At 30.1% G+C, this 16812-nt stretch carries 17 protein-coding genes and 1 tRNA gene; 9 read left to right on the forward strand and 9 right to left on the reverse strand.

The features are described from left to right. Positions 1-5 precede the first annotated feature (5 nt). From AAFP94_RS06000 to AAFP94_RS06030, 7 genes are all read left to right on the forward strand, one after another. The gene (locus tag AAFP94_RS06000; RefSeq protein WP_316661610.1) at positions 6-860 is read left to right on the forward strand and encodes a universal stress protein; all 855 of its coding nucleotides are present in this window, start codon (positions 6-8) and stop codon (positions 858-860) included. 13 nt (positions 861-873) lie between these two features. Continuing rightward, positions 874-1290 (forward strand): hypothetical protein, encoded by a 417-nt coding sequence (locus AAFP94_RS06005; RefSeq protein ID WP_316661611.1) that lies wholly within the window; start codon positions 874-876, stop codon positions 1288-1290. Between the two features lie 59 nt (positions 1291-1349). Beyond that, positions 1350-2201, forward strand: coding sequence for an ATPase (locus AAFP94_RS06010; RefSeq protein WP_316661613.1), 852 nt, complete (start codon positions 1350-1352; stop codon positions 2199-2201). 1 nt (position 2202) lies between these two features. After that, complete coding sequence (locus AAFP94_RS06015) at positions 2203-3576, forward strand: MBL fold metallo-hydrolase (protein ID WP_316661614.1); 1374 nt, start codon at positions 2203-2205, stop codon at positions 3574-3576. Positions 3577-3586: 10 nt separating this feature from the next. After that, positions 3587-4003, forward strand: coding sequence for a hypothetical protein (locus tag AAFP94_RS06020; RefSeq protein WP_316661615.1), 417 nt, complete (start codon positions 3587-3589; stop codon positions 4001-4003). Positions 4004-4128: 125 nt separating this feature from the next. After that, positions 4129-4632 (forward strand): Hsp20/alpha crystallin family protein, encoded by a 504-nt coding sequence (locus AAFP94_RS06025; RefSeq protein WP_316661616.1) that lies wholly within the window; start codon positions 4129-4131, stop codon positions 4630-4632. A gap of 71 nt (positions 4633-4703) precedes the next feature. Beyond that, a complete protein-coding gene (locus AAFP94_RS06030) occupies positions 4704-5147 on the forward strand; it encodes a hypothetical protein (RefSeq protein WP_316661617.1) in 444 nt (147 codons plus the stop codon). A gap of 436 nt (positions 5148-5583) precedes the next feature. On the opposite strand, the gene AAFP94_RS06035 is transcribed toward AAFP94_RS06030, so the two are convergent. Then, complete coding sequence (locus AAFP94_RS06035; RefSeq protein WP_316661618.1) at positions 5584-7548, reverse strand: toxin-antitoxin system YwqK family antitoxin; 1965 nt, start codon at positions 7546-7548, stop codon at positions 5584-5586. Between the two features lie 609 nt (positions 7549-8157). On the opposite strand from AAFP94_RS06035, the gene AAFP94_RS06040 reads away from it, so the two are divergent. Then, positions 8158-8754 carry a hypothetical protein gene (locus tag AAFP94_RS06040; protein ID WP_316661619.1) on the forward strand — a complete coding sequence of 199 codons (597 nt, stop codon included), beginning with the start codon at positions 8158-8160 and terminating at the stop codon, positions 8752-8754. 54 nt (positions 8755-8808) lie between these two features. Here AAFP94_RS06040 and AAFP94_RS06045 read toward each other — a convergent pair. The 4 genes from AAFP94_RS06045 to AAFP94_RS06060 all read right to left on the reverse strand — a co-directional run bounded on the left by AAFP94_RS06045 (position 8809) and on the right by AAFP94_RS06060 (position 12008). Further along, positions 8809-8881: transfer RNA gene (locus AAFP94_RS06045), tRNA-Met, on the reverse strand. Positions 8882-8938: 57 nt separating this feature from the next. After that, entirely contained in the window at positions 8939-9118 is a 180-nt protein-coding gene (locus tag AAFP94_RS06050; RefSeq protein ID WP_316661620.1) for a CPXCG motif-containing cysteine-rich protein, read from the reverse strand. A gap of 71 nt (positions 9119-9189) precedes the next feature. Further along, positions 9190-10002, reverse strand: coding sequence for a leucine-rich repeat domain-containing protein (locus tag AAFP94_RS06055; RefSeq protein ID WP_316661621.1), 813 nt, complete (start codon positions 10000-10002; stop codon positions 9190-9192). 92 nt (positions 10003-10094) lie between these two features. Continuing rightward, on the reverse strand, positions 10095-12008 hold the full coding sequence (locus AAFP94_RS06060; protein WP_316661622.1) for an ABC-F family ATP-binding cassette domain-containing protein: 1914 nt from the start codon (positions 12006-12008) through the stop codon (positions 10095-10097). An 82-nt stretch (positions 12009-12090) separates the two neighbouring features. Here AAFP94_RS06060 and AAFP94_RS06065 point away from each other — a divergent pair, with 82 nt between their 5' ends. After that, a complete protein-coding gene (locus tag AAFP94_RS06065) occupies positions 12091-12480 on the forward strand; it encodes a DUF983 domain-containing protein (RefSeq protein WP_316661624.1) in 390 nt (129 codons plus the stop codon). Between the two features lie 2 nt (positions 12481-12482). On the opposite strand, the gene AAFP94_RS06070 is transcribed toward AAFP94_RS06065, so the two are convergent. From AAFP94_RS06070 to porL, 4 genes are all read right to left on the reverse strand, one after another. Further along, positions 12483-13520 (reverse strand): NAD(P)/FAD-dependent oxidoreductase, encoded by a 1038-nt coding sequence (locus tag AAFP94_RS06070; RefSeq protein WP_316661625.1) that lies wholly within the window; start codon positions 13518-13520, stop codon positions 12483-12485. An 86-nt stretch (positions 13521-13606) separates the two neighbouring features. Further along, positions 13607-14497, reverse strand: a complete 891-nt coding sequence (gene porN / locus AAFP94_RS06075; protein ID WP_316661627.1) for a type IX secretion system ring subunit PorN/GldN — start codon at positions 14495-14497, stop codon at positions 13607-13609. Between the two features lie 49 nt (positions 14498-14546). Then, complete coding sequence (gene porM, locus AAFP94_RS06080; RefSeq protein ID WP_316661628.1) at positions 14547-16094, reverse strand: type IX secretion system motor protein PorM/GldM; 1548 nt, start codon at positions 16092-16094, stop codon at positions 14547-14549. Between the two features lie 49 nt (positions 16095-16143). Continuing rightward, positions 16144-16782, reverse strand: coding sequence for a type IX secretion system motor protein PorL/GldL (gene porL / locus AAFP94_RS06085; protein ID WP_316661630.1), 639 nt, complete (start codon positions 16780-16782; stop codon positions 16144-16146). Positions 16783-16812: the final 30 nt, after the last annotated feature.

The raw sequence follows: 16812 nt of genomic DNA on the forward strand, positions 1-16812 counted from the left end.
ATATCATGAGGCGGAAAATATTATTGCCCACAGATTTTTCAAAAAATGCGTGGCATGCTATAAACTATGCTTTAGAATTATTTAAAGATGATGACTGTGATTTTTACCTTTTAAATGTGTTCTCAATACCTAATAATATTTTTGAAGCGCTACTAAATATGGAACCTGGGAGCGAATTTTATGAAATGGCTAAATCTAAATCAGAAAAAGGATTAGGAAATCATCTTGATATGTTAATGTTGGATGAACATAGTAACCCAAGGCATCAGTTTAAAAGCATTGCTACATTTAACAATATAATTGAGGGCATTAAAAGCATTGTTGATGAAAAAGATATTGAAATGATTGTAATGGGAACCAAAGGTGAAACCAGATCAAGAAAAACAATCTTTGGTAGTACTGCGATTTTTGTTATGGAGAAAGTAAGAAACTGCCCAGTAATTGTTGTACCTGAAAAATCCAAATGCACAATGCCAAAAGAAATTGTGTTTCCTACCAATTACAAAACAAATTTTAAAAGAAGAGAACTTATTTATCTAACTGAAATAGCAAAAAAATGCAATGCTAACATCGCTGTTCTGCATATTTCAGATAATGATTATTTAGATAAACAACAAAAACGAAATAAAGAGATGCTTGAAGAATATTTAGAAGACGTTTCACACTCTTATCATATACTTTCAAATTATTCAGTAGAACCAGCAGTTAATTTGTTTATTGAAAGTAGAGATAGTGATATGGTAGCCTTTATTAACAAAAAGCATAGGTTTTTTGGAAGCATTTTAACCAATGCCATGGTTAAAGGTATTAGTTTTCATTCTAAAGTTCCAATTCTTGTAATGCATGATTTAATAAATTAAAAAAACTTATAAAATGAAAAAAACAGGCATTTGGCTAGACATGGATAAAGCTTTAATTGTTACCATAGAAAATAATAAGGATTCTTTTATAACTATAACTTCAGACGTTGAGCATTTTCACCAACAAGGCAGTTTTGGAAATCGGATAACGAGAAACCCTTTAGATATTATAAAAGAGAGTAGTATTCTAGAACGGAAACAACAACAATTAAAAGCTTATTTTAAAGAAATCGTCTCATATATTAAAGACACAGATGCTTTGGTAATTATTGGACCCGCACAAACCTACAAAAGGTTTAAAAGTGAATTGGATGAAAATTACAATACAATCAGTAAAAAAATTAAAGCAGTAAAGAAAGTAGATAGCATGACTGATAATCAGGTAAAAGCTTGGGTTAAGGAATTCTTTAAAGAAAAATCTAACACCTAATCTTCTTTCAAGAATATAATATAAAGCTAATAATTTCTTTATTCTAAAATTCATTAAAAATGACTTCACATCAAATAGAAATAATTAAGGCTTCTGGTGAAAAAGCAATATTTTCATTTGATAAATTAAAAGCATCTTTAAACAGAACTGGTGCCAGTAACGAATTAGTTGACATAATTATTGATAAGGTAAGTGAAGAATTATATCAAGGAATCTCTACTCAAGAAATCTATAACAGAGCTTTTGCTCTACTTAAAAAGAGTAATAGCTATTTAGCTTCAAAATACAAACTAAAAAAAGCTATTTATGAATTAGGGCCAACTGGTTACCCATTTGAGCGTTTTATAAGTGCAATTTTAAAATATTCGGGGTATTCAACACATGTTGGTCAAATTTTACAAGGTAAATGTGTTACACATGAGGTAGATGTATTAGCTGTTAAAAATAATCTATTAACTATTATAGAATGTAAGTTTCATGGTCAACAAGGTCTAAATTGTAACGTAAAAATTCCGCTATACATAAACGCAAGATATAATGATATAAAAGCACATTGGAAGTCAGACACTCACAAAAACGAAAAGTTAACAAATGGTTGGGTTGTTACAAATACAAGATTTACCAAAGATGCTTTGCAATATGGCAAGTGTTGTGGTTTGTATTTATTGAGCTGGGATTATCCTTTAGATGATAGTTTAAAAAATAGAATTGATAGATTAAGTTTATATCCCATAACCGTTTCTACGTTACTAACCAATAGAGAAAAACAATTTCTATTAAGTAGAGATATAGTGCTTTGTAGAGATCTCATTGGCGATGTTTTTTATTTAGACCATTTAGGAATTTCGGATATCAGGAAAGAAAAGATTTTGAGCGAAATAATGCAACTATGTAATATTAAAAATCATTAATATGGAAAACTTTGCAAGAATCAATTTTTTAGGTGCTGCAGGTGTAGTTACAGGTTCTAAAATTCTTATTGAAACTTCAGAAAAAAATATTTTAATTGATTGTGGCATGTTTCAAGGTCTTAAAGAGCTACGAGAACTTAATTGGAGAAATCTCCCTATAGATGTTGAAACTATTGATGTAGTTTTGCTTACACATGGACATTTAGACCATGTAGGATATTTACCGCGCCTTATAAAACAAGGTTTTTCAGGTAAAATTATTGGTACTGCACCAACATTAGCTATTGCAGAAATTATTTTACTCGATAGTGCCAAAATCCATGAAGAAGAAGCCGAAAAAGCAAATAAAGAAAAATATACTAAACACAATCCTGCTTTACCTTTTTATACCAATCATGATGCAGAAAATACCATAAAATGCTTTCAAGTTGAAATTGAAGATAAATGGGTTTCTTTATCTGAACATATCTCCTATCGTTTTCAGTACAATGGTCATATTATTGGAGCTACGTTTATTGAATTAGATATTAATTCAAAGCGATTTGTTTTTTCAGGAGATATTGGAAGACAGAACGATTATCTATTAGACGATCCCAAAACACCTGAATGGGCGGACTTCTTATTTGTTGAAAGTACTTATGGAAACAAGATGCATCCAAAAGAAGATATAGACACAATATTAGCTACAATTATAAAAAATACGATCCGTAAAAAAGGTAATCTTATAATTCCAAGCTTTGCAGTAGAACGCTTACAAACGCTCATGTATATTCTTTGGAAACTTTACAAAAAAAATGCAATTCCCAATATTCCCATTTTTATTGATAGCCCTATGGGAAATAATGTATTAGACGTGTTTAAAAGATTTCCTAAATGGCATAAATTATCTAATCAAGATTACAAAGCCATGTGCAATCATGTAATCATTAATCAATCGTATAAAGAAACATGGGAAACTATAGATGATAAAAGGTCTAAAATTATTATAGCTGGAAGTGGAATGATAACAGGAGGAAGAGTGCTTACTTATTTGCAACAACTAATAGACGAACCATCAACTACAATATTATTGGTAGGTTATCAAGCTGAAGGTACTCGTGGTAGACAACTTCAAGAAGGAGCTCATGAGATACGTTTTTTCGGAAGATATTATCCGGTAAAAGCTACTGTGAAAAATATTGAAAGTTTATCTGCTCATGCAGACCAGCAAGACCTTTTAAACTGGATGAAAAATATTAAAAACATTCCTGAAAAAGTGTACTTAATACATGGAGAACCAACAGCATTAGACTCCTTTAGAGTAAAAATAAAAGATGTTTACAAATGGAATGCTACTATTCCTAAAATTAAGGATGTTGATAAAGTAATGTTATAAAAAAATATTTATGAAACCTCAAGAAGAATACAAAAGTTTTAATAGTAAAAAATCTATTGAAGAGTTGCAATATATTATGCTTCAGTATAATAAAAGATTGCTAGAACTGGAAACAGAACAGAATTTTTATAACTTTTTGATTGGAGCATCTGTCTTCAAGAATCAAATACTTAATGTATTTGAAATATTAGAACAGTTTAAAAATGAATTGAATATTAATTTAAAAACAATTAGAGAATTATTGGATAAAGTAGATTCGCAAATCGATTTGATTAGTAAAAAGATTGAATGTGACAACCTTTTATGTGATAGTTTTTTTGTTAGAGAGTATGATGATTTAGAGCTAGAAATCTATAGTTTTTTTCAAAATATTTCTGATTTCAAATCACAATTTTTTAGTTACATGGAGAGCACTATCAAAAGTTGAAACTGTCTTGAAAAAATAATCAATTTATATTGCCATACTGATATATATCATTGCATAAAAGATCTATCAAGTCTAACTTTAAAGTGTTACATGAAATTATAAGTTTAACCTTAAATCGAAATATTATGACTACACTTATTAAAAGAAAAAATCGAAATCGATTATTAACTCCTAGGTATGAGAGAATGTTTACACCTTGGACTAATAATTTTTTTCCATTTAAAAATGATGCAGTAAGTAGCTTACTAAATTTTGAAGATCCATTTAATGGAGATTTTATTGATGAAGAAAGCTTATTACCTGCTATGAATGTTAAGGAGCATAAAAACGACTTCGCAATTGAGTTTGCAGCTCCTGGGTTTACAAAAAATGATTTTGAAGTTTCAATAGAAGACAATGTACTTCATGTTGAAGGAGAAAAAAGCGAAAAAGAAAAAGTAAAAGAAGAGGATTTTACTCGTAAAGAGTTTAATTATAAATCCTTTAAAAGATCTATCGCTTTACCTGAATCAGTAGATTTAAATCAAAAAATTAAAGCTACTTATAAGGATGGAATACTTAATGTTAAGTTGTTAAAAAAAGAAGAAGCAGTAAAAGGAACTTCAAAAAAAGTCATTGAAATTGCATAATTGTTTGTTAAGCAGCAAATAGAACATTAAATGTTCTATTTGCTGCTTTTTAACTTTTAAAAATTATTAACATGAAAACAAAAGATAAACAATTAAAATATGAAGAATGGTTAAGTGCAGAAAATATGCATGAAACTTCGCAGAAATGGTTATCTGAATTGGAATTTATAAAAGATGAATGCCTATTTTTTGATGATCTTATAAAATCTTATACTTTACAGATGTTAGATTCCAAACATTTTGTAGAAAGTAAAAAAATGATAGATAAATTAAGTAGCAACCAGAAAGAAACGGATAATAAAATTAAGAGTATTAAGGCTCACGAACGTGAATTAAAAATAATGGTAGATGGTATAGACCAGCTTAAAGAAGAGGCGGTCTACAAAGAGCAACATCGAAAGTTAATTATTAATGTTAACGAATTTCTAAAAAATTACAGAGCGTTTAAAACACAATTGTTTAATTTAATTAAGAAAATTATTAAAGAACAAAAGCAAAAAAGGTTGTTGCAGTAATTAAAAGAGCATGAGATATATTGATAATATTAACTAGTTTATTTTTCAAGTGTTGTATTTCTGAAAACTTATTGAGAATTTAAAAAATCCAGACATAGATTCTTACAAACCAAACAAAGTATTAGTAGAAGGTCTTAATTCTAAAATTGTAGTATAGCGTACCTATGAAGTACAAACTGAAAAATGAATAGGAAATAAGAGGAGCTAAAGCTATTATAAGATTGGTGACCAAAAATTATGGTAAAAAAAATATTCGAGATGAATTGAAGTTATGAAATTGAGTAAAATTCAAGTTCAGAAATTGTTCTAAAACAAAAAAGTCCAACAAATAGATTTTCAACCTGTTAGCCCTTTAATTAGTAGCGGGAAGGCTCGAATTATCGAACCTAAATGAGTTTGTGAGTGATTTTTTAAAGATTATAAAATTTTCAAGTATTTAATTCGTTTTAAGCACACCATTTTCCCAAATCTCCTTTTTATCAATAGTACCATCTTCATTGTAATAAGTATAGATTCCATTTTTTTTACCATTGGTATAATTACCTTCTCTCATTAATTGACCATTATCATACCATTCTTTAGCCAGTCCATCCGGTTGTCCATTTATTAAAAATGCTTCTCGCTCCATCTGACCATTTTCATACCAATCTCTATACAAACCTTCAAGAGCCCCATTTTTTAAATTAACTTCTTGTTTTAATTTGCCATTTTCATGCCATTCTCTATTTATACCTTCTGCTTGCCCTTCTTTGAATAACTGTTCCGTTTTTAACTGACCATTATCATACCAAAATTTACTAATACCTTCTGGCTTTCCCATTTTAAATAGTTGTTCTGCTTTTACCTGACCGTTTTCATGCCATTCTTTGAATACCCCTTCTTGAACTCCTCCTATAATGTTCGCTTCTTGTTGCAATTGGCCATTGTCATACCATTCTCTACATAAGCCGTCTGGTTTGCCATTTTTAAATGGTTGTTCTATTTTTTGCTGGCCATTGTCATACCATTCTGTTGATAAACCATCCTTAATACCTTCTATAAAGCTTGCTTCTTTTGCTAATTGACCATTTTCATACCCTACCTTACTTAAGCCATGTGGCTTACCTTCTTTATAATTTGCTTCTCCTTGAAGCTGTCCATTTTCATACCATTCTCTTAATAAGCCTTCTTGTTTACCTTTTATAAATATTGCTTCAGCTTTAAGTTTGCCATTTTTATACCATTTTCTAATCAATCCATCCTGTTTGTCATTTATAAAATTCACTTCTTCTTGAAGTTGTCCATTTTCGTGCCATCCTCTTAATAATCCCTCCTGAATACCTTCTTTATAAAATTGTTCTGCTTTTTGCTGTCCATTTTCATACCACATTTTACCCAATCCATCCTGTTTACCTTCTTTATAATTTCCTTCAGTCTTTAATTGCCCATTTTCATGCCATTCTCTAAATAAACCTTCTTGTTTACCTTCTTTAAAATTCACTTCTTTTTCTAATTGGCCATTTTCAAACCACCCCCTACTTATTCCTTCTGGTTGTCCATTTTTAACAACTATTTCAAATTTCGGTTTTCCATTTTCATACCAGAATTTAGTACTTCCTTCTTGTTTACCTTCTTTATAATTTACATCTATCATTATTCTATCATTAATGTCATAATCAATAACCTTACCTGTTACTAGAGTCGTGTCCCCTTTTTTATAAAGTAAATCGTTCACTACCATAACTTCATCATTACTATATATTTGTAATGGAACATTACCTATGTCAACCGTTGACTCATTACTTTGTTTATTGAGATTTAAACTGATAGAATTTGACTTTTCAGTATGGGGCCTATAGGGAGAAACTAATTTTATATTTGTAACTTTTATATTTGCTATGTCCCAAACAGCAAAACCAAAGTATCCTTCTTTAGGAACGGCACCTTCATCATAGATTGCTTTAGCATATTGTTTACCATCAACATAATAAATTGCTGAGCTTTTATGTATAACACATGTTACATTAAACAACTTTCCAATTTCGATTTTAATGTTTTCTCCTCTTTGCACATTTGGATTAGATTTAAAAAGTCCAGTTCTAAAAGTAAAATTCCTGTTTTGTGGAGATAAAAACCAACTTAATGCATCTGGTGAGGGATTAATATTACCCCACTTAACTTTATTATATGAATAGACGGGTATGAATGGACCACTTCCATCATCAAACTTGACGTCATAAGATATCACCGCTGGTAATGAGACTAATTTTGGAAGCCAAATATATTCATCTGTAATTGTAAGACTTGATGGAATGGAAATTGCACTATTAGATAATGATTGCGTTTTTACAACATTCTTGTTTTGGGCATTAAGATTAAGAACTAAATTACTTGCTAGCAATATTATATATAATTTTTTCATAAAGCATAAAATTTAAATAACAGCTAATAACCGTTTAGCTTTTACATTGTAATGTGTATACTAAAAACGATAATGGCTCAAGGGGAAAGTATTATGGTCAGTTGTAAGGTTGGTCGGTCCAATATATGAAATAATAGTGAAAACTCTTGATATTGAAATTTTTATTATATTATTCAATATTAGAACTAATTTAAATGCATAAAAAAACCAGTTGTTTTCACAACTGGTTTTACTTGTAGTGGTAAGCTTCGAATTTTCGAACCAAAACACCCTTATCAGTGACTTCTTCAAAATCATTGATTTTGAAAAATCAACAACCAATTAAACCATCATTGGTATTAGTGATTAAAGACATAAGTATTAAATATGACAGCCTAGTATTCGGTGAAATTTTCCAATTCAAGATAGCTAAATAAATTTATTTACCTTTAAAGGAATAAACATAATGGAGATAAATACAATTTGCTTATTCCAACGTTTTAGGCAACTTTGAAAGTTATACCCGACAAACTAAAGGACAGAATATAGAATGAATATTGAATCAAATATCAAAATTATGTATAAGAAACTTTTTTAAATTTAATTTTGATCAATATGGGTTAATTAAATATGAAAAATATTAATAACATTTGGATTAAATCAATCGGTATTTTTTTAATACTATTTCCTATTTCTGTTTTTTTTCATGAAATAGGACATTGGATTATATATGAACTCAATGGTGTAGACAGTTGGATAAGCTTACAAAAAGTGAACCCTATTAATCCCGATAAATTAACTGATGCTATCTTTTTAAATTCGTTATTTGGAGGTCCAATAATAACAATTCTGATTGCATTAATTTCTTATTTATTTTTAAGAAAGTATCGTAATTCTATTTGGCTTTTAGTTTTAGGTATCATTAATGCAGCATTTAGAATCATACCGACAACTTTCGGAATTTTTAGAGCAGCGAGAACCGACAATCTAGGATTTAGTGACGAAGGAAATATAGCACTAAGATTAACTGATAGCGTTTTTTTAAGACTAACAATAATGTTATTATATATAACCTTTTGCATCTTTCTTATTATTAGGATTTATAGAACATTTAAGTTTCCTGAGAATTTTAAAAGGAGGATATTATTAATAATCACCCTTTGTATTTTGACAGTCCTAATTAGTATGGCATATCCAATTTTAGACAACCTTATATTTGAATTTTAATATAGAAAAATTATAGAAAACAAAAGCCTCTTGAATACTCAAGAGGCCTCTACGTAGCGGGAACTGGACTCGAACCAGTGACCTTCGGGTTATGAGCCCGACGAGCTACCTACTGCTCTATCCCGCGATATTGGACTGCAAATATACAATGCTTTTTTCTTTTAACAAGAGTTTCGTTAAAAAATTATTGAATAGCTTTTACTTCAAAACTGCTTAATTCTTTATTAGTAAATTCAATTAGAAGTTCTATAGGATTACAGCAAATTTCACAATCTTCAATAAAACTTTGTTGTCTTATTGAACTATCAAGCAACATAGAAATATTTTGCCAACAATATGGACAAGTAAAGAAATGCTCTATCATAATTTATAAAAATAAATAAAGGCAACAAATAATTGTTGCCTTCTAAAACTTATATAAAACGATTTGTCAAATTAATTTCTTGTAACTATTATTGAAGGTCCATGTAATTGCATTTGCAAACCACTTGGATTGTTTATTATACTAATTGGTTCTTCACTCAAGTTATTATCACTTAACATTAGCGTATTCAAATTAGCTAATTGATAAAGCTCTTGTGGAATATTACCAGTTAAGGAATTGCTAGACAATATTAATTCTTCTAACAATACTAATTGGCCTAATTCTGAAGGGATTTCTCCTTCTAATTTATTATCAATTAAACTTAACGTTTCTAATTGTGTTAACATTTGAACTTGAGTAGGAATCTTTCCAGTTAAAAAATTACTCCCTAACTCTAAATGCTTAAGGTTCGATAAATTTCCGATTGTTTTTGGAATTTCACCTGTAAAAGTATTACTGTACAATTTTAACGATTCGAGATTTTTAAGATTCCCTATTTCGCTTGGAATGTTACCTTCAAATTTGTTCATGAACAATTCTAACGAAACTAAATTTGATAAATTACCAATAGAAGATGGCAATTTACCATCTATTTTATTGAAACCTAAATTCATTCTTTGCAAGTGGATCAAATTCCCTACTACTTCTGGTAAGTTACCTTGAAGGTTGTTAAATTGTAAATTAAGTTCAACTACCTTATTGTCTTTTACAACAACACCATACCAAGCATCAACAGATGCATTTAAATCCCATGTGTTGTTCCATTGATCACCTTGTGTTGAGTTGTATAAGGAAACAAGAGCCTCCTTTTCAGTATTTGAAACATTAGCAAATGAAAGAAATGCAGATAAAAAGCAGATAATGAATAGATTAAAAGTCTTCATGTTAAATAAATTTGGGTTTTATTTCTAACAATATTACTTTATAAGACGTCTAAAACCTATTTTATTCGATGAAATACATAAAATTTTAACATTTAACAATCGTTAAACTGCTCTATTTCAAGTTGAATGTCTTCCCAATTTTGCATTAAATCATGTAATTTGGTTTTCTTTTCTTGGTATTTTTCAAAAAAATCTGGTTTGGTAGCAACTTTATCATAATTAATTTGAAGCTCAAAATCTATGTCTTTAATGTCTTTTTCTAGATCACTAATTTGTGATTCTACTTTACTTAATCTATTATTTAAAGACTTCAATTTTTTCTGATCTTGGTAAGATTGATTCTTACCTTCCTTTGGTCTGTTTATAACCTTATTTCGCATTTCGGCCTCTCTTAAATTATTTAATTGGCGTTGTTCTAAATAAAAATCTATATCACCTAAATATTCCTTTATTTTATGATCTTTAAATTCATAAACTTTGTTACATAATCCTTGTAAAAAGTCACGGTCATGAGATACCAAAATTAAGGTTCCTTGAAACTTTTTTAGTGCTTCTTTTAATACATTCTTTGATTTAATATCAAGATGATTGGTTGGCTCATCCATAATTAAGACATTGAAAGGTTGTAATAGCAATTTAGCTAATGCTAATCTATTACGTTCTCCACCAGAAAGTACTTTAACATATTTTTCTACCTCATCTCCTCTAAATAAAAAAGCGCCTAGAATATCTCTTACTTTAGTCCTATTAGTTTCGTTGGCAGCATCTGTCATAGTATCTAAAACTGTCTTACTACCATCCAAATATTCTGCCTGATTTTGTGCGAAATATGCAATTTGAACATTATGTCCTAATTTAAGATGTCCTTGATGTTTTATCTCGCCAACAAGAATTTTTGCCAGTGTTGATTTTCCTTGACCGTTTTGACCAACAAATGCTATTTTACTATCTCGCTCAACAAATAAATTGATATGTTTTAAAACTTGTTTTTCATCATAATTCTTTGATATATTTTCAGCTTCAATTACTACTTTACCAGGTGTTACAGAAATTGGAAAATTAAGAGTCATGACACTGTTATCATCTTCGTCTACTTCAATACGGTCAATTCTATCCAACTTTTTAATAAGTGATTGAGCCATTGTCGCTTTTGAAGCTTTTGCCCTAAACTTTTCAATTAACTTTTCTGTATGCTCTATATGCTTTTGTTGATTTTTTTGTGACGCCAGTTGTTGTTCTCTAATTTCATTTCGAAGTATCAAATATTCTGAATACGGTTTAGGGTAATCATAAATTCTGCCTAAAGAGATTTCAATGGTTCTGTTGGTAATATTGTCTAAAAACATTTTATCATGCGACACAATAACTACGGCTCCTGGATAATTCTTCAAAAATCCTTCCAACCAGATAATAGATTCTATATCCAAATGATTAGTTGGTTCATCTAGGAGTAAAACATCATTGTTTTGAAGTAAAAGTTTTGCAAGTTCTATACGCATACGCCAACCTCCAGAAAAGGTATCTGTGAGTTTATCAAAATCTTCACGTACAAAACCTAAACCTTGAAGAACCTTTTCGGTATCTCCTTTATAGTTATAACCACCTATGATTTCGTATTGATGCTGAATATCATTTATATCAATCATTAATTGATGGTATTCATCGCTTTCATAATCTTCACGCTCGGCTAACTCTATATTAATAGCTTTCATTTTTTCTTCCAAAAGCTTTATTTCTACGAATGCTTCATAAGATTCTTTAAGAACTGTTTTACCAAATTCAAAATCCAAATCTTGTTTTAAAAAGCCTATTTTCAATTCTTTATCAACAGCAATCTGACCAGAATCTGGTTCTAGTTCTTTTGCTAGAATTTTTAACATTGTTGACTTGCCAGCACCATTTTTTCCTATTAAGCCTATACGATCTCCATTGACTAACTTGAATGTTATATCTTCAAATAAATATTCGCCTTGAAAAGAAATAGAAAGATTGTGTATGTTAAGCATTTATGTGACTATAGTTACAGTATTTCACTAAATAAATAGTAATTTTGACCCTTAAATAAAAAGCAAAAATACACTAAATAAAATGTTTAAAAAAGGAAGTGCATTATACAGTATTTTAACTGGTGTTTGTCCAAAATGTCATTATGAATCTATGTATATTAATAAAAATCCTTATATCCTTCAGGATACTTTAAAAATTCATGACCACTGTTCTCACTGTAAAACTAAATACAGATTAGAACCTTCATTTTTTTATGGCTCAATGTACGTGAGTTATGGCGTTGGTATTGCTTTTGCAGTCGCTTCTTTTATAATTAGTTATTTGTTTTTAGGAACCAGCTTAAATTTATCATTTATTTCTATCATTATTACTTTGGTTATTTTTGGCCCGGTAATAATGCGCCTATCTAGAAATATTTGGATCAATCTTTTTATGAAATATGATAAGACTCTTGCCAAAAAAGAATCTTAAACTTAATTGAATCTGTCTATATTAATCTCTTTATCTAATGGTTTATTGTATTGAATAAAGTTATACAATTCGTTAGCCACATAAGGACCAATCATTACACCTCGAGTACCCAAACCATTCAAAACAAACATGTTATTTATTATTGCATGTTTTCCAACTAAAGGTCTTCTATCTATAACAGTCGGTCTAATTCCTGCTAGTTGATTTACTACTTTATATGAACAAGTAAGCACTTTTTTTAATTTAAATTCAAGTTCTTCTCTAGCCTTTTTGGTAATCATATTGCTATCATCTTCCCACTCGTAGGTTGATCCTACACTATAAAAATTATTCCCTATTGGAAGAATAAAAATATCCGATTTTAAAACATAATCTAGATGAAGATCTTGCGCAGAAATAGTCAGTAATTCACCTTTAGATTGCTTTAAGGGTAATGAATTAAAAAAAGGGTTTTTCTTAACACCATAGCCTTCTGCAAAAACTATATTATGTGCTTCTATGTCCAAATATTGAATAGAATTTCCAATTTTCAGTCTATCATAATGAAATTCATTTTCTACCAATTTATTGTCTTCTAAAAGCTTTTCTTTGCATGAGCTTACTAAAACTTGAGTATCTATTCTACCTGTTTTAAGCACTTTACCTAACCCAAAAGGCGCATTAATTTGTGAATTGTTGTTTTTAATAATTTTAATAGATAAATATTGATTTAAAGTTGGCTTGTCTGATGCAATAAACCAATTGTTTTGTTCTTGGGTAGAAGCAAATCTTCTCAATACTGGAATTTTATAATCTAACTTTTTTTCGAGCTGTTTTTCTAGAGATTCATACATGGGAAGAGCAATTGCTAATTGTTCCCTACATTTCCAAACTGGAGTGAATCGTTTTAAAATGACTGGATTATATAGGCCACCGGCCACCAAAGATGATTGCTGTGATTGGTTATCAAAAACTATAAAAGATTTGTTATTGGCTTTTAAAATTTCACAGAAACTAATTCCAGCCAAACCATACCCAACTATTATATAATCTACTCGCATAAAAACGAATATACGCAGATTAATGTTTTTTAAAACAAAAAACGCTCACTAAAAAAGTGAGCGTTCATAATATTCCTTATGTGGTATTAATAGGTCCACATATCAAGTTCAAAGTTTCTAATTTTTTCTTTTATTCTATCTGATTCCAGTAATTGCATCAATGCATTTTCAGCTACATATTCACTTATTTTTCTATCACCATAAACATTCTCTTCTCTATAAATATAGCCATTGAAATGCCTTGAGTTTAACAAGTGATCGAATGAATGCGGAATTGCACTGTTATCATTATTGAATGCCTTAAACTCATGCAATACTTCTCTTGCATCTGGGAAAAACACCCAAAATAATGGTACTAAATCTGGAGTATCTGAATCTATAAAATTAACGTCTGGTGCTACTGGAGCAATCCCTAATATTCTATATTTTAATTCGGCTTGACGTTTATCAAAATACCAGAATCCTTTTACATGATACTCTTTGATATCTGCTGCAGTAATATCTCTTCTATTGATATATTCTGCGGAAAGCACTTCACCTGCATTTATTTGCTCAATACCCAATTCTGTAGTATCAATTTTGGATAAAGCAGCTTCAATATCTTTTAGAGTGCGCTTTGCTGTAAAATAAGAATCGTCATAAATATTTTTTATTTTCCCATTTTTCACACTACTGTAGAGTACATCATACAAAGATCGTCTATTCTTACCTATATTATTAGTATCAATAGGGTAATACAGTGGAAAATTAACGCGTTCGTCCAAAACAACTCTTTCCCAAGTCATTTTTGCAAATAGAATATCTCTATCATCAACATAACCATACTCTAGTGGCTTATCATTGTCAATTGCTATTTGCTCTGGAGTTCTAACACCGATTTCCTCAGGGCTTTTAGCATTTAGAATATTTGCTTGTGCAAACATGCTTGATGCTATAAAAACACCTAAAACGGTTAATAAAAAACTTTTATAATTCATCTGTTTTAATTTAATCATTATTTAGGTACAATAATCAGATTATAATCTATTAGTTTGTAAGTTCAATAATTACAGGAGATACTTTTTTAAGTATCACACTAACACCACTAGCTTTAGCATCAATGTCGAATATTTGAACATCAGATCCACGCTTTGCTTTACGCAAGGCATTTTTAGCTCTATCATTTAGCTTACTACCACTAACTTCTATAGTAGGTTGACCTGGAACTTTAAATTTAAATCCTCTAACGTTTAATGGTAACTCAAAATCAAAGTCATCAAATTTAGCACCAATGGTAGATATTTCAAGGCTGTTACGTTGCATTTTAATTGAACCGTCTTCACCTCTAACTGTACCTATTGGTTTTGGTAAATCTTTAATTCTAAATTTAGCAGCATCGCTTACCTTTTGTCCATCTGGTAATGTACCAGTAACGTTAATTGTAACTTCTCTACCTTTTACAGAAGTAACATCCATTATATACTTACTAACACCAGAAATCTTACTTAAACCTGGAGCACTAGCAGATACATTATTATCTGAAACTCCTGCAAAAGAAATCGTCATTGGGTTTTTAACACCACGATATACCACATTCATTTTATCTGCAGAAATTGTTGCCGAATTTGGTTTAGGTACTACAGCATATGTACTATTAATAGGAATTGTGAATGTTTCACCTCCTTCTGTAAAGTAGAATTCACCTTTAATTTCACGCTCACCTACAGAACCTGCAGGAAATTCTAATATTGTTTTACCGTCTTGCATAGACTCTGCAGAAAGCTCCTGACCATTTACAACAACCTTATCTGCTCTAAGTGTATTATCCTTTTTACCAAGAATAATTTTACCTGTGAAATTCTCACCAGAAAAGAAAGCTGTTTTGTCTGGGACAACGATAGCATCAAAATTTGTTAAAGATGCTTCTATCTTTAGCTTACCTTGTAACATTGTTGACATTACTTCAGACTCTGTTGTCTTAACGTCTGCCTGTAATTGTGTCATTTTAGTTAATGAGGCTACAAGTGGAAATCCTTTGTAGTGATAATCTAACCAAGGGATTACATTATTATCTCTATTAGTTACATCGTCTGTTGCAAATTTCTTTTGAACATCTGCAGCAATTCCTGGGTAACTCTCGCCGATAACATTTTGTATACCTTCTCTAAAGGTTTTCATTTGATCTATAAACGCTTGTCCTTCAGGTTTTAATTTTTCACCAATAAAGAAATGTTTATCAAGAAAATCACCTTTATCCATGATTTCGTAATCTTCAGGATCATCAACTGTAGCAGTCATTTTACCTTTTAAATCTTCCAAATAAGTATTAAAATCTGTTGCTAACTTACTCACTTGTTCAGCTTGTGCTTTCAAAGGAAGATATTTATCAGGCTGTTCATTAGCCTGTTGTTCTAAACCGGCCATAAATGCCACATTACGTTCTGTAGCAGCTTCATTGGACTCGGTTAATTTTTCGTTCATTAATCCAAATGCAGAAAGGACTTCTTTTGACATATTTAATGCAAGCATTGCAATAAATATTAAATACATCAAGTTAATCATTTTCTGTCTTGGTGATAAGTTTCCTTGTGCCATGTCTAATTAGTTTTTGTGGTTAATTAATAAATTTGGAACTAACTACTAATTAGCCTTTACTGTTCATGGCAGACAACATTCCACCGTAAACACCATTTAAAGATGATAAGTGTGATGCTAATGACTGCATTTGTTCTTTAAGTTTAGCTGCATTTTCTACAGACTCTTCATTTATTGTAGCCTGACGGTTTGCACTTTCTAACTGTACTCTATACAAACTGTTTAAAGATTCCATTTGTGCTGCTGCGTGAGCAATTTCTTCACTATATTTTTTGGTAGCTGAAATTGAATCTACGGTTGGGGCCATATTTTTTGCAGCGTCTTCAAAATTCTTGATACTATCGCCTAAACTAGCCATTAATTCGCCATCGATTCTAGCATCTTTTAATAATTCATCTAATTTTTTAGACAATAATCCTTGTGGATTAGATTCTTCTTTATCTGAACTTTCAGCTCCAGCCAATTCTGGATATACTAATGACCAATCTAAATCGTCATCAACTGGTTCAAATGCAGATATTGCAAATATAATTGCTTCTGTTACCAGACCAATAGTTAACATTACATTACCTGTAAGAGGCCCAATTTCAAAATGAATAATCTTGAAAAGTGCTCCAACAATTACAATTGATGCGCCTAATCCGTAGGCCATGTTCATAAATTTTTTACTTGCTCTTGACTGTCCCATAATATTTGGTTTTTAAGTTAAGTATGAATA

This window comes from Gilvirhabdus luticola, assembly GCF_040117515.1.
GTDB lineage: Bacteria > Bacteroidota > Bacteroidia > Flavobacteriales > Flavobacteriaceae > Gilvirhabdus > Gilvirhabdus luticola.

Excerpts from the sequence above, each read along its gene's own strand:
- AAFP94_RS06030 (WP_316661617.1), top strand. The coding sequence starts at position 4,704 with ATGAAAACAAAAGATAAACAATTAAAATATGAAGAATGGTTAAGTGCA.
- AAFP94_RS06070 (WP_316661625.1), bottom strand. The coding sequence starts at position 13,520 with ATGCGAGTAGATTATATAATAGTTGGGTATGGTTTGGCTGGAATTAGT.
- porL (WP_316661630.1), bottom strand. The coding sequence starts at position 16,782 with ATGGGACAGTCAAGAGCAAGTAAAAAATTTATGAACATGGCCTACGGA.
- AAFP94_RS06055 (WP_316661621.1), bottom strand. The coding sequence starts at position 10,002 with ATGAAGACTTTTAATCTATTCATTATCTGCTTTTTATCTGCATTTCTT.
- porN (WP_316661627.1), bottom strand. The coding sequence starts at position 14,497 with ATGAATTATAAAAGTTTTTTATTAACCGTTTTAGGTGTTTTTATAGCA.
- AAFP94_RS06035 (WP_316661618.1), bottom strand. The coding sequence starts at position 7,548 with ATGAAAAAATTATATATAATATTGCTAGCAAGTAATTTAGTTCTTAAT.
- AAFP94_RS06040 (WP_316661619.1), top strand. The coding sequence starts at position 8,158 with ATGAAAAATATTAATAACATTTGGATTAAATCAATCGGTATTTTTTTA.
- AAFP94_RS06025 (WP_316661616.1), top strand. The coding sequence starts at position 4,129 with ATGACTACACTTATTAAAAGAAAAAATCGAAATCGATTATTAACTCCT.
- AAFP94_RS06020 (WP_316661615.1), top strand. The coding sequence starts at position 3,587 with ATGAAACCTCAAGAAGAATACAAAAGTTTTAATAGTAAAAAATCTATT.
- AAFP94_RS06010 (WP_316661613.1), top strand. The coding sequence starts at position 1,350 with ATGACTTCACATCAAATAGAAATAATTAAGGCTTCTGGTGAAAAAGCA.
- AAFP94_RS06065 (WP_316661624.1), top strand. The coding sequence starts at position 12,091 with ATGTTTAAAAAAGGAAGTGCATTATACAGTATTTTAACTGGTGTTTGT.
- porM (WP_316661628.1), bottom strand. The coding sequence starts at position 16,094 with ATGGCACAAGGAAACTTATCACCAAGACAGAAAATGATTAACTTGATG.
- AAFP94_RS06050 (WP_316661620.1), bottom strand. The coding sequence starts at position 9,118 with ATGATAGAGCATTTCTTTACTTGTCCATATTGTTGGCAAAATATTTCT.
- AAFP94_RS06005 (WP_316661611.1), top strand. The coding sequence starts at position 874 with ATGAAAAAAACAGGCATTTGGCTAGACATGGATAAAGCTTTAATTGTT.
- AAFP94_RS06015 (WP_316661614.1), top strand. The coding sequence starts at position 2,203 with ATGGAAAACTTTGCAAGAATCAATTTTTTAGGTGCTGCAGGTGTAGTT.
- AAFP94_RS06000 (WP_316661610.1), top strand. The coding sequence starts at position 6 with ATGAGGCGGAAAATATTATTGCCCACAGATTTTTCAAAAAATGCGTGG.
- AAFP94_RS06060 (WP_316661622.1), bottom strand. The coding sequence starts at position 12,008 with ATGCTTAACATACACAATCTTTCTATTTCTTTTCAAGGCGAATATTTA.